Here is a 12,537-nt window from a genome sequence, read left to right on the forward strand (position 1 = left end):
AATGGGACTCAGCTCCGCACAGCTAGACATTGTCAACCTCACTCCGAGTATCGGCAGCGAGATCAGAACCGATCTCGACACGCTGCTGAGCGGCCGAGAAGCTGCGACCATCCGCGAGACGCTCGAACAGCGCGGGGTGGTGTTCTTCCGTGGGTTGCAGATCAGCGACGAGCAGCAAGTCGTCATTGCCAAGACTCTCGGCGACCTCGTCACCAACGAGGGCGAGGGTGGCATCAACAAAATCTCGCTCGACGAGAAGGTGAACCAACGCGCCAAGTACCTACGGGGCTCGATGTTTTGGCATTTCGATGGTTCCTTACAACCGCTACCAAATCTGGCCACCCTGCTGCGAGCGGTCAAGCTCTCCGATAACGGAGGACAGACCGAATTCTGTAACACCTACACCGCCTACGAGGACCTTCCCGAACCTGAGAAACAGCAAATAGCGGACCTGCGTGTGGTGCATAGCGCGGAGCGCTCGCAGTATTACGTCACACCGGAAATGAGCTATGCGGAGGTGGCGTTCTGGCAGAAGTCACCCACCAAGGCCTGCCCATTGGTTTGGACGCATCAATCCGGTCGTAAGTCGCTGCTACTGGGCGCGACGGCAGACTATGTGATCGGGATGTCGGCGGAAGATAGCCGCGCTCTGCTTGCGCGCCTTCGTGATTGGGCTACCCAGGCCCAGTACGTCTACCGGCATGAGTGGCAGCTCGGCGATCTGCTCATCTGGGACAACACCGGAACCATGCACCGAGTGTTGCCCTATGCGGTTGATAGCGGCCGCCTTATGCATCGAACCATCCTGGCGGGCGAAGAGCCGCTGCAGTGAAACTCGGTATCGCCACGCCCATCGTCACCAATGTCGGTGGAGCTCCCTTGGAATGGGAGAAGGACGCCGGCGTCGAAGACATAGGGCGGGTGGCAGAGGTCGCGGATCGACTCGGCTACCACCACATGACATGCAGCGAGCACATCGGTGTGCCCTCGGCCGAAATCGGACGGCGCGGAGCACGATACTGGGATCCCCTTGCCACTTTCGGCTATGTATCGGCGCGCACAAAACAGATTCGATTCGCCACCATGACGTTGGTGCTGGGATATCACCATCCGCTGGCGATCGTGAAGCGTTATGGCACACTCGATCACGTCAGTGCGGGACGTGTGATCCTCGGTGTCGGCGTCGGCTCCCTCAAGGAGGAGTTCGACCTTCTCGGTGCACCTTTCGAGGACCGGGGCCCCCGTGGTGACGACGCACTGAGGGCGCTGCGCGCAGCACTGCCGAGTAGCGCGCCGGCCTATCAAGGCGAGTTCTACTCGTTCGGTGGGCTGGCAGTCGATCCGTGTGCATTACAGCCGCATATGCCCATCTGGATCGGCGGCCGCACGCGACGCTCGTTGCGGCGAGCAGTCACACTCGCGGACGGGTGGTGTCCCTATTATGTGTCGATCGAAATCGCAGCGAAGTGGCTGCAGGCGTTTGAGCTGCCTCCCGATTTCGAGGTTGTCATGCCGGCCGATCATCCCCTTGATCCAATCGGGAAACCCGATGCGACAAAGGAAACGCTGCGGACACTGGCCACCGGTGGCACCACAACCCTTTCGGCTCGCTTCGTCCATCACTCGCTGGCGCACTACCTCGAGCAAATCCATGCCTTGACCGAACTGCATCGCGCAGCCTTTGGCGCGGACAACGGCTGCACATAGGCAGGGCACACATGGCTCGGTATCCGAAACCTCCCAGGGCCGTTGGTACGCAGGATTATTCGCAAACTCGTCATCACTCATTTTCGCGCTCAACCGGGATTTCACATGCGCCTCAGGAGTACCGGCCGGGTGACCATGAGGCCCTCGGGAAATCCGCTAGCGCATGCGCTAGCACGTTTGTGAATCGCCTCATGGTTGGGCACCGACTCAGCGCGCTAACGGTGGCAAGCGTTGTTAGTCTGTCTCGAAACGGGGGCTGAGGAGACCCGATGGCCAAAGAATTGGGCGGCATCCGGCGGAAGCTGAGCCGCGCCACGGAGATGACGAAAGCCGTCAAGCGACTGCACGATACCGGCATCGTCGATCTCGGCAACCTCGGCGTGACTCTGGAGACCGTGAGGAATTCGCGCGTTTACGGACCGCAGGCGACGATGGCGATCCAGGGCGGCCGCAAGTACTCGTCGCTGCCCGCGGTCGTCGACGAGCGTGGGACGGTGACCTACCGGCAGGTAGACGACATGTCCACCGCTTTCGCCCGCGGGCTCAAGGGGTTCGGCGTCGACGAAAGTTCGGTGGTGGGCCTGCTCTGTCGTGACCATCGGGGCCTCATCATCGCGATGGCCGCGTGCGGAAAGCTCGGCGCCCGAGTGGTGCTGATGAACACCGGCTTCGCCAAGCCGCAGTTCGCGGAGGTGTGTGGCCGCGAAGGCGTGAAGGTCGTGCTCTACGACAGCGAGTTTTCGAGCTTGATCGACGTACTGCCCGCCGACGTGCCACGCATGTTGACCTGGGTGGACGAGGGCGCCAATCTGACCGACGGCGTGGCGACGATCGACAGCATCATCGCGGCGAACGTCGCCGAGCCCTTGCCCAGGCCAGCCAAGGCCGGCGGGGTCGTCGTCCTCACGAGCGGTACGACTGGGTTGCCGAAGGGGGCACCGCGGGCCGCAGTGCCGCCGTTAGCGACGGTGGGGCTGATCGACCGGGTTCCGTTCCCGCGTAAGGGGACCATGGTCATCGTCTCGCCGATCTTCCACGGAACCGGACTGGCCACCTATCTGGTCGGCGCGACATTGGGAAACAAAATTGTCACCACCCGGCGGTTCAGTCCAGAGGACACCCTGAAGCTCATCGCAGACCATGAGGCGGACATGCTGGTCGCGGTCCCGACAATGCTGCATCGTGTCGTCGAGCTCGCCCCCGCCGTCATCGCGGCTTACGACACAACGTCACTGAAGGCCATCGCGATCGCCGGATCGGCGCTGTCCCCGGAGCTTTCTAACCGCGTGCAGGACACATTCGGTGACGTGCTTTACAACATCTACGCCTCAACCGAGTGCGGATTCGGCACCATCGCAACCCCCGACGAACTGCGAAAGGCTCCCGGAACGGCGGGCCGCTCGCCGGTAGCCTGCGAAGTCGTGTTGTTCGATGAACACGACCGGCGTGTGCATGGCACGAATAAGCGGGGCCGAATCTTTATCCGCAGCGACGCGCGTTCCGAGGGTTACACCGACGGCCGGCGCAAGCAGATCATCGACGGCTATATGTCCAGCGGCGACATGGGCCACTTTGACGAAAACGGATTGCTGTTCGTGGATGGGCGCGACGACGACATGATCGTCTCCGGCGGTGAGAACGTCTTCCCGCAGGAGGTCGAGAACCTGTTGATCGAGCGCGACGACGTCTTCGATGCGGCGGTGGTTGGTGTCGACGACGATGAGTTCGGAAAGCGGTTGCGTGCCTTCATTGTTTCTCAGCCCGGCGCACCGCGGGACGTTGAAGAGATCAAGCTTTACGTCAAGAACAACTTGGCGCGCTACAAGGTCCCCCGGGATGTGGTGTTCGTCGACGAGCTGCCGCGCAATGCCACGGGCAAGCTGCTGCGACGGGTCTTGACCGAGCTGGACGTCGACAGCTGACCTGAATCCGAATAGGCACGCCAGCGGTTGCAGGCATGCCCTGGCGCGCCGGCTCGAGGCCGTCCGACCAACCGCAGCCGCTGATTGCAGCTTCTTCGAACAGGCCCGGACGCGTGCTGGTAGCGGTCTAACGTCGCTGGCATGGTTCACGGAGATGCCGCACCACCCACCAAGCACGCGCGGCGGTTGAGCAAGCGCACCAGTATCGCCTTCATCGCCGGCGCGGGTGCAATCGTGGCCGCTGTCGCGATTGCGCTCGTGGCGTTCCTGCCAGCCGGACCACCGTCTCGAAACGCCGGGCCGCCACCAACCTCGCCGCCCCAGCAAACGCCCGCATCCTATGCCTCCCAGGTGGTGCTGCCGTTCGACGACGACCTCTACTCTCCCTACGGTGTGGCGGTGGACACCGCGGACAACGTCTACGTCGCCGGCACCAGCAACCGGGTGCTGAAGCTGGCGCCCGGGGCGAGTGGGCCCACTGTGCTGGCTTTCGGGGACTACGGCCAGCCCGTTGGCGTGGCGACGGACACCGCGGGCAACCTCTACGTCGCCGACGACGGCACCAACCGGGTCTGGAAGCTGGCAGCGGGGGACAGTAGCCGCACAGTGCTGCCGTTCGGTGGCATCGAGCACCCCCATGGCGTGGCGGTGGACAACGGGGGCAACGTCTACGTCGCCGACTGGGGCCACCACCTTGTATGGAAGCTGGCGCAGGGGGCGAGTACCCCAACCGTATTGCCGTTCGGTGCCCTCCATTTCCCCAACTATGTGGCGGTGGACAACGCGGGCAGCGTCTACGTCGCCCACGCCGGCGGGGTTTGGAAGCTGCCCGCGGGAACCAGTAGCGCCACCGTGGTGCCGTTGACCGGCGTCGGCTCCGGCCCCAACCAAGGCCCGGGCGGGATAGCGGTGGACACCACAGGCAACCTTTATGTGGCCGACTTCGCCAACAACCGGGTGCTCAAGCTGGCGGCCGGTGCATCCACACCGACGGTGCTGCCATTCACCGGGCTCAATGATCCCCAGGGTGTGGCGGTGGACACCGCGGGAAACGTCTACGTCGCCGACAGCAACAACAACCGGGTGCTGAAGTTGCCTGCGCGGTAGCGCAATCCAACATCACCAATGCTAACGTGCACCCGATGGACTCGGCTCACGTCGACGAGGAATCTGGAGCCTCGCGGCGACCAATCCGCTGTGAGCTTGTTCCGCTTCCGCAGAGCTATCCAGGAAACATCTGGACTAAGGCGCCGCCGGCCGTTAGCTCATAACCCAGATCCTCTACAGCAGGCATGTGAGTGCTTTACGGTGTGACTCATCGACGCATCACGAGGTGGCTGTGGAATGACAATCGCATCGCCCTGGTTCGACGACGATTCTCTGAGCGCCGCGGCTTTGTACCGTAGCTCAGTCGCACAGTCCGAGGTGTTCTGTGGTTTCGTTTCGTGTTTCTCCCGGTGGTCCTGCGTACCAGGCACCACTTTCTCAGCAGCTTCGCGGTCATCGAGGTCGTGCGAAATGAACATCGGGACAACCAGATACGGCCGTGCGCCAACACTAATTGCCCGTTCGATATACACGGTTCCAGGAGGAGTCAAGTGACCGCCATATTCCCCGGGACCGCTGCCGCAGACGAGTTCTGCGAAGACTGCGGCTATGCGCAGGAGCTGAAAAGGACGCTGAACTCCTTTCAGATGTTTGCGATTCATTCGCGTCGGTCTCGGTGGTGATCGGGGTCTTCGGAACGTACGACGACGTCCTGCGGAACTCGGGTCCGGTGGGAATCTGGCTGTTCCCGCTCGTGGCGGTGGGTCAGATCCTGGTGTCGTTGGTTTACGCGCAATTCGCGGCACGCATCCCGCTCAGCGGATCGTCGTACCAATGGGCCTCACGGCTGGCCAACCCGAAGATTGGCTGGCTGTTCGGCTGGATCGCGGTCTGGAATGTGGGGCTCAGCCCGGTCACGATCGACGATGCGCTGGCCAGCCAATGCCTGATACCGCTGTTGAACATAACTCCGAGCGAACATACGACGCGAATAATCGCCGTGATATTGCTGGTAATTCAGGCCGTACTGGTGATCGCCTCAACCCGCGTGGTTGGTTGGACGAACTCACTGGCCGTTGGCGTCGAACTGACGATAGTCGTGGTGCTTGGCATCGCCCTCATCGTCGCGGTGGTGCTGACCGGCCACGGTTCAACGCAAAATCTGCTCTCGCAGGGTATTGCCGCCGGCGCGCCAAACTATTTCGCCCTCGGTGGCGGATTGATGGCCGCGCTGATCATGGGCCTATCGACGCTCGTGGGGTTTGACGCCGCCGCGAACATGGCGGAGGAAGCGAAGGATCCGTTCCGAAGCGTTCCGCGGGCGATCGTGGGGTCAGTTGTCGTGGCCGCCATCCTGGGGATGGTGTTCATCATCGCTCTGACTGTCGCAATCACTGACATGCGCGGCGTCTCTGCCAGCAATTCACCCGTTGCGCAGATCATGCACGATCAGTTCGGTGCGGGACTGGAGAGGCCATTCCTGCTCGTGATCGCCGTCGCGTTCTTCGGGGCCGCCCTGGTCTCCATGGCCGCGACATCGCGGATCGTGTTTGCGATGTCGCGCGACGAACGCTTCCCCGCGCACGGCCTGTTCAGGAGGGTCAATCCACGCACGCAAACACCAATCTCGGCAACTGTTCTCGTGCTTGTGCTCGGCGTCGTTCTGATGGTTGCGATGCCGGGTGGCGCTCTGCTGCAACTCATCCTCGGGAGCAATCTTCACGAACGTCCCCTACGCGATGACGATCGTCCTCTACCTCGTAGTGCGTCGAAAACTTGACCGCCGGGAAGGTGCTTTCGACCTCGGACGGTTCGAGGTGTGGGTCGCGGTCCTCGTTCTGATCTGGGTATTGCTCGCGATGTTCTTCGTGACCGTGTCCTCGGCCAGCGTTGTCCCCATATTGATCGTGGCCGGCCTGATGCTCGCGGGCGGAGCGTATTTCGCCTACCTGTTACTGTTTCGGCGCGAGGTTCTCGAGCATGGGCCCGGAAAAGCCGACTTGTTATAGCTTTCCATTTCAAGAGAGGCGACCGATGGCTGCGGACACCGCGAAACTAACGGGTAAGGTCGTGCGTCCAGGCGATGCAGGTTATGAAGCCGCGCGAGTCGGCTTCAACCGGCTGTACTCCCGTCACCCCGAGGCAGTCGTTTTCTGCGCCGACACCCAAGATGCCGTCAATGCCCTGGCATGGGCCCGACAAAACGATGTCCGCGTCCGGCCACGAAGCGGCCGACACTGTCTGGAGGGTTGGTCCGCCGTCGACGGCGGCCTCGTCATCGACGTGAGCGGGATGAAGTCGACCGAGATCGACGCGGCCTCGAATACCGCCACCGTGGGCGCCGGACTCAACCAATTGGAGGCTGTAACCGCACTCGGCAAGGCTGGGTTTGCGGTGCCGACCGGGATCGAAGGATCAGTCGGAGTCGTCGGCGCCACGCTCGCTGGTGGCTTAGGTCCCCTTACCCGCACCTACGGCATGGCTTGCGACAATCTCCTCGCGGCGGAAGTCGTCGTGGCGTCGGCCGACGGCGGAGCAACCGTGATCATCGCCGACGAGGAGAGCAACTCAGATCTGTTGTGGGCCTTGCGGGGCGCGGGCCTTGGCAACTTCGGGATCGTCACCTCACTCACCTACAAGATCCATCCACTGACGCGGACCCTGTATCTCGGCGCAACGTGGCCGGGGCTCGACGACCTTCAGGGAGTTTTCCAGGCCTGGCAACGCATTGCCCCGCATCTGGACAACCGCCTCACAACCCAGCTCGAAATACACCGCCACGACATGATTCTCAACGCCTTTCTTGCCCCAGGATCGGAAGCCGAGGCAAAGCGGACGCTGGAGCCGATCCTTTCGATTGGACAGCCCCAGGTCGCGATCAAGGACGCGAGCTGGGCTGACAACTACGCCGCGTTGCAGATACCGATCGAGCAAGAGCCCGCGAATTGGAAGTTCTTCTCGCAGTTCATTTCCGAGCCCTTTCCGCCCGAGGCTATCGGCTTGATCGGGTCGCTGATGGCCGAGGCGCCGACCCCGGAGTCCAACTACTTCACGAACGCATTCGGCGGGGCGGTCAGGAGCAGCGAACCCTACGGCGGTTCGGCCTTCGCGCACCGCGAGGCGCTCTTCTACGCTGAGCCCGGCGCGGGGTGGGGCACGCGCGGCGGGGTACCCGCCGCGGACGATCCGCTGACCGAAAAGTGCCTTAATTGGATTGCGGATTTCGCCAAAGAGTTGAGGCCCTACGTGAATGGCGCCTACGCCGGCGTTCCGAACGCGGGTATGCCGGAATGGGAGACGGAATACTGGGGACCTAACGTCGGCCGGCTACGCACGATCAAGGCGAAATATGACCCCGACAACGTGTTCAGCTATGAGCAGGGCCTATCCCTTGTCAGCGGGTGAGCGCTGTGAGTGAGGAGTGTGGCTTGTGGCTCGTTGGTTGGTGAGTAACGTCCCGTCGTGGCTGCTGTTGTTTGGGCTGGTTGTCCTCGTCGCAGGCGGGGCACTGCTGCTCCTGTTTGTTGTCCGGCATCGGTACCCGCAGTGGGAGGAGGGCACGCAAAATCACGTCACGGTGTTCGCCTTCAGCTTCATCGGATTCATGTTCGCGATCCTGGTCACTTTCGTGAGCAATTCGTTGTGGGGTCAGATCAACGATTCAGACGCCAGGGCGCGGACCGAAGGCGCGACCGGGCTGCAACTCGCCGGCGACCTCGCCGCATTCGATAAAGCCGACAGCGACCGGATTCGACAGAGCCTGATCGAATACGAACGCGCGGCCGTTGCCGAGTGGCCGGAAGCCGCGAGCGGCCGTGCCTTTCCCGAGGCCGCCAACGCTCTGCAGCGGGTGTACGACGCATACCAGCAGGTGCAGCCGCACAGCGATATTCAGAAGAAATCGCTTGATACTTCGGTGAGCAACCTCGACACTATCCGCCAGGCACGCAGAGAACGATTACTCCAGGCTCACATAGACGTCGGCCCACCTTGGTCGTTGTGGGTGATCATCTTGCTGACCAGCGGGTTGGTCCTTGGCTGCACGATCGTTTACGGCGTCGAGGAGGCCGCCACGCACTACGCGATGGTCGCGAGCGTGGGCGCGCTGGTAGCCACCGCATTGTTCCTCGTTCTGGAACTGTCATTTCCGTACACCGGCGAAATGGCAACGTCCCCGGAACCGCTGCGCGAGGTCATCCAGGCGCTCTCGCAGACTGCGGCGTAGTCGAGACGGCACGGTCCGTTTCAGCTTTGGCTGCTTGCGTTTTCTGGTTATGCGTTAGCTAGTTCAGCCGTATCCAGATGAATAACGTTAGGGAATCTGTACCTTCCCATTCACGAGACGACACGAGCTGGCCTCACCGACTTGAAGTTCCGTCTAGTGCGAGAGTCCTTCGCCGAAGCGGTGTCGTGGGTGGCAAAGAATCTGCCCACCCGGCCCGCCGTGATATCGTTCTATGCGCGGATTCATAACAATTTCGCCAACGACAGCATCGCCCACCATGCTGCCGATCATCAACCACCTAGAGTTCGGTGGCTGTGAGGGTAGCTATGATTCGCGCCGGTGCAGTCGGCATAGCGATCTTGGCTTTTGTCATGTCCAGCGAGGTGGCGCCGGCACACGCCGAACTGACCGCCATCCCGATGCCTCCCAAACAAATTAACAAAGTTAGCCGCGAAGGTTATCAAATCGAAATGCGCCTTGAGCGGGAATCGGTGACCCCAACGCCCAACCTGGCTGCTGCGCCCAATTCCCACGAAGCGTTCATAACGATAAGTGGAATCGTGTCGGTCACGGGCGGCTCGAGCCCCATTACCGACAGTGTCCTCGTCATCGGTTATCAGCTTGGGTGCCAGAACGATGTCTCGGCCGGGCTGCAGTTTGGCGGAACCGGGGGCAGCCTGCCGAACGGAACGGTTGCCGTGACGCCGGGGAGCCCGGCCACCACGGACCTGGGTAACGCCGGTGGCGGGGCCGGGTTCGGCCAAACTGTCGTCCAGCCGGGCGTGATCGTGGATTTGCCGTTGTCGAACATGACGCTCAACGACAAGGGGCACGCCGCCCTCGATATGGACGACCTCCACATCAAGGCCGACGCGTGCGGTGGTGAGGTCACCATTCGGTCGTACCTTTATCTGCGGATCTCCACCCAAATCGCGCACACTCAATACGCCATTTTCGGCGATCCCATCAAGATCTAACGTTGCGTCCATCGGAAGGAAAAGCACTACATGAACAAGTTGACGTTTCGTACAGTGTTGGGGCTTATTCCGGCAGCGGGCATCGGCATGCTGCTGGCGCTCGCGCAGGCACCCGCAGCTGATGCCGCCCCGGGGGACCCGCCACCGCCGCCTGCGCTACCAGGGACGCCGTTCCTCCCCAACGTCGGGTTTATCCCCGGCGCCTACGGCTACTTGTACGGCGTCTACGTCACCCCACCGCCGGCGACCGTCGACGCTCGCGGAGTAAAGGCCGCCGCCCTGGTCGACTCAAGCCAACAGGCGGTAGGCATGCCGGGCAGCCAACTAGGCAACAGCCCTCCGGTTGCCGGGTTTTTCACCGGCGCGAGCGCGCAATATTACATCGGCGGTGGCCAGACTCAGACGCCTCCCGTCGTGAAGGGCCCGGACGCGATGGCCCTGAGCTCCGCCACGCCACCGGAGGATCCTTCCGGCATTCCACCCGAAAAACGTCCAGGACCCGAATCGACCCAACCCGGCCCTGCTCCCGTTGTCGTCCCACCCATCCTCGAAACCCCGGGCGGCAGGCCGTATGGAGCAGCGGGTGGCGGCGCGGGTGGTCATGGCTGATGACGACCACGTCGACCGCTAGCCCTTCACGTCGACGTTAAACGCGCGATAACCCTCGATTGATTTGTGCACGCGCGGCTGACCCACGGGTGCGGCCGACGGCGACCCCTGGGCTGAAAGGCCAAAAGCACGATCGCTCGCGACTTGAAATCGCCGAAATGTCGTACCAATAAGCGGCCGCTCAGGCGGATACGCTGGCACCGGGTCCGGCAACGTCAATGCAGAGGCGCGGCGTATGTTTTTTCGCATAACGCTCATCGCGGCAGCGGTCATCGCAATCACCGCGATTGATGTGCGATCGCAAGTGAACGCCGAACCTTTGCAGCCTGGGCCGCACTCCGCGATCGCTGACGTCGATTTGCCGATGGGAACGGTCCAATGCATCGATTTCGGTTGCATCGATGCACCCGCGAACACCGATCCTAACTACGAGTGGTGGCGATATACCGCGCCCTACGACGACATCGTGGCATTTCTGCAGGACCGTTTCAGCGCCGGGCGGCGGTACGATGCCCACGGCGCGACTTGGTGGCATGGCTTACAACCGTGCTACGACATTAATCACCAAAGCCCACCGTGGGGATGGACCGCTGACGGCGGCACCAGGTGGATCTGGTCCGATAATGCCAAGGCGCTCGTCGTCGCCGTAGACAAACCGGGAATCAAGACCGGTGCCGGCGACATCGTGCCTTTCGGCAGGATCTATTTGATAGCGGTGGGTTCTTCCGTAGGGACTATTTGCTACCGCGAGTGATCGCGTCGCCACGATGAATGAATGTGCAACGGCCATTCGTTCGGCTAACCGATCCTGACGCTGGGCGAAGCAAACTACGATGCTCGTCTAACGCCGGGAGGATTTAGCATGCGTGACGCACCTTATAGAAACTGTGTGCTTCCCGGCGAAGGCGTGGTTGTGCTGGCGTGTTATTCACTCTAATCGTGGGACGCTAACCCGGTGTGGCTCTGGGACGGCCCCTCTTGGGCGGTGGTGCCGCGTGCTTTGGCATCCGACCGACGTCGTTGAGTGCTCGGCGCAGGATCATTTCGATCTGGCCGTTGAGGCTGCGGAATTCCTCGTTTGCCCACCGGGTGAGTGCGTCGTGGATAGCAGGGTCGACCCGGAGCAGGATCTGTCGGCGGTCGCTCACGTGTAGAGCGTGCCGGTGTTGACCACGGGTGAGGGCGGTTGGTCCGCGCAGAGTACAACCATGAGGTTGCTGACCATGCTGGCGGTGCGCTCCTCGTCGAGGTCCACGACACCCGTGTCGGTGAGTTGCGCTAGCGCCAGCTTGACCATCCCGACGGCGCCCTCCACGATGCGGGTGCGGGCGGCGATGACGGCGCCGGCCTGCTGGCGGCGCAGCATGGCCTGGGCGATTTCTTGGGCGTAGGCCAGGTGGGAGATGCGGGCCTCAACAATTTCTACGCCGGCGAGTTGGACGCGCTGGGCGAGCTCGTGGGCGAGGTCGGCGACTACTTGGTCGGTGGAGCCGCGTAGCGAAATGCCGGCGCCGGTGGGGTCGTCGTAGGGGCGGCTGGTGGCGACGTGGCGCAGCGCCGACTCGGCTTGCATCGACACGAAGGCTTGGTAGCTATCCACCGCGTAGGTCGCCTTGGCGGTGTCGGCCACCTGCCAGACCACGATCGCAGCGATCTCTACCGGGCTACCGTCGGCGTCGTTGACCTTCAAGTGTGCCGTCTCAAAGTTGCGCACCCGCAGGCTGACCCCGCGTCGCACGGTCAGCGGCGCCACCCACCAAAAGCCCGGACGGCTCACGGTGCCGATGTAGCGCCCGAAGAACTGGATCACTGAGCTCTGCCCGGGCGGAACAATCACCAGCGAGGTGACGACCAAGGCAAGGATCACGATCGGCAGCCACAGCAACTCACGTTTGTTGTTGGCCGCCAAGACAATTCCAGCGATGCTCGCGGCAACGACGAGTACACCGAGCCAGCCGGCGACGGCGCGAGCCGGACGTTGATGAATCTCGACCTGGGCCCCTTGGTGTCCGACAACGTGAGCGTTGTTGGTTGGTCCAGCGTTGTCCAC

At 62.4% G+C, this 12,537-nt stretch carries 11 protein-coding genes and 2 pseudogenes; 11 read left to right on the forward strand and 2 right to left on the reverse strand.

Annotated features, from left to right (window positions below):
- Position 1: 1 nt before the first annotated feature.
- The 11 genes and pseudogenes from JO236_RS22035 (at position 2) to JO236_RS22085 (ending at position 11,241) form a co-directional block, all read left to right on the forward strand.
- Entirely contained in the window at positions 2 to 832 is an 831-nt protein-coding gene (locus tag JO236_RS22035) for a TauD/TfdA dioxygenase family protein (protein ID WP_293335600.1), read from the forward strand.
- Complete coding sequence (locus JO236_RS22040; protein WP_293335603.1) at positions 829 to 1,707, forward strand: TIGR03619 family F420-dependent LLM class oxidoreductase; 879 nt, start codon at positions 829 to 831, stop codon at positions 1,705 to 1,707. The genes JO236_RS22035 and JO236_RS22040 overlap by 4 nt, the downstream gene beginning before the upstream one ends.
- Before the next feature lie 269 nt (positions 1,708 to 1,976).
- A complete protein-coding gene (locus JO236_RS22045; protein ID WP_293335606.1) occupies positions 1,977 to 3,629 on the forward strand; it encodes an acyl-CoA synthetase in 1,653 nt (550 codons plus the stop codon).
- Between the two features lie 141 nt (positions 3,630 to 3,770).
- A complete protein-coding gene (locus JO236_RS22050) occupies positions 3,771 to 4,736 on the forward strand; it encodes an NHL repeat-containing protein (RefSeq protein ID WP_293335609.1) in 966 nt (321 codons plus the stop codon).
- Between the two features lie 491 nt (positions 4,737 to 5,227).
- Positions 5,228 to 6,685: pseudogene (locus JO236_RS22055) on the forward strand (APC family permease).
- The gene (locus JO236_RS22060; RefSeq protein ID WP_293335612.1) at positions 6,657 to 8,081 is read left to right on the forward strand and encodes an FAD-binding oxidoreductase; all 1,425 of its coding nucleotides are present in this window, start codon (positions 6,657 to 6,659) and stop codon (positions 8,079 to 8,081) included. Before JO236_RS22055 ends, JO236_RS22060 begins: the two are co-directional and overlap by 29 nt.
- Before the next feature lie 25 nt (positions 8,082 to 8,106).
- Positions 8,107 to 8,901, forward strand: a complete 795-nt coding sequence (locus JO236_RS22065) for a DUF4239 domain-containing protein (RefSeq protein WP_293335615.1) — start codon at positions 8,107 to 8,109, stop codon at positions 8,899 to 8,901.
- A gap of 108 nt (positions 8,902 to 9,009) precedes the next feature.
- Positions 9,010 to 9,123 (forward strand): annotated as a pseudogene (locus JO236_RS22070) (hypothetical protein); the annotation flags it as partial.
- Positions 9,124 to 9,227: 104 nt separating this feature from the next.
- On the forward strand, positions 9,228 to 9,878 hold the full coding sequence (locus JO236_RS22075; protein ID WP_416362306.1) for an MspA family porin: 651 nt from the start codon (positions 9,228 to 9,230) through the stop codon (positions 9,876 to 9,878).
- A gap of 30 nt (positions 9,879 to 9,908) precedes the next feature.
- The gene (locus tag JO236_RS22080; RefSeq protein WP_293335621.1) at positions 9,909 to 10,487 is read left to right on the forward strand and encodes a hypothetical protein; all 579 of its coding nucleotides are present in this window, start codon (positions 9,909 to 9,911) and stop codon (positions 10,485 to 10,487) included.
- 235 nt (positions 10,488 to 10,722) lie between these two features.
- Entirely contained in the window at positions 10,723 to 11,241 is a 519-nt protein-coding gene (locus tag JO236_RS22085) for a hypothetical protein (protein WP_293335624.1), read from the forward strand.
- A 193-nt stretch (positions 11,242 to 11,434) separates the two neighbouring features.
- On the opposite strand, the gene JO236_RS22090 is transcribed toward JO236_RS22085, so the two are convergent.
- Positions 11,435 to 11,635, reverse strand: a complete 201-nt coding sequence (locus JO236_RS22090; RefSeq protein ID WP_293335627.1) for a hypothetical protein — start codon at positions 11,633 to 11,635, stop codon at positions 11,435 to 11,437.
- Complete coding sequence (locus JO236_RS22095; RefSeq protein WP_293335630.1) at positions 11,632 to 12,537, reverse strand: SPFH domain-containing protein; 906 nt, start codon at positions 12,535 to 12,537, stop codon at positions 11,632 to 11,634. Before JO236_RS22095 ends, JO236_RS22090 begins: the two co-directional genes overlap by 4 nt.

Source organism: Mycobacterium sp. (assembly GCF_019247635.1).
GTDB lineage: Bacteria > Actinomycetota > Actinomycetes > Mycobacteriales > Mycobacteriaceae > Mycobacterium.

Coding starts and splice junctions, on each gene's coding strand:
- JO236_RS22035 (WP_293335600.1), top strand. CDS start 2: ATGGGACTCAGCTCCGCACAGCTAGACATTGTCAACCTCACTCCGAGT.
- JO236_RS22045 (WP_293335606.1), top strand. CDS start 1,977: ATGGCCAAAGAATTGGGCGGCATCCGGCGGAAGCTGAGCCGCGCCACG.
- JO236_RS22050 (WP_293335609.1), top strand. CDS start 3,771: ATGGTTCACGGAGATGCCGCACCACCCACCAAGCACGCGCGGCGGTTG.
- JO236_RS22060 (WP_293335612.1), top strand. CDS start 6,657: ATGGGCCCGGAAAAGCCGACTTGTTATAGCTTTCCATTTCAAGAGAGG.
- JO236_RS22075 (WP_416362306.1), top strand. CDS start 9,228: ATGATTCGCGCCGGTGCAGTCGGCATAGCGATCTTGGCTTTTGTCATG.
- JO236_RS22080 (WP_293335621.1), top strand. CDS start 9,909: ATGAACAAGTTGACGTTTCGTACAGTGTTGGGGCTTATTCCGGCAGCG.
- JO236_RS22085 (WP_293335624.1), top strand. CDS start 10,723: ATGTTTTTTCGCATAACGCTCATCGCGGCAGCGGTCATCGCAATCACC.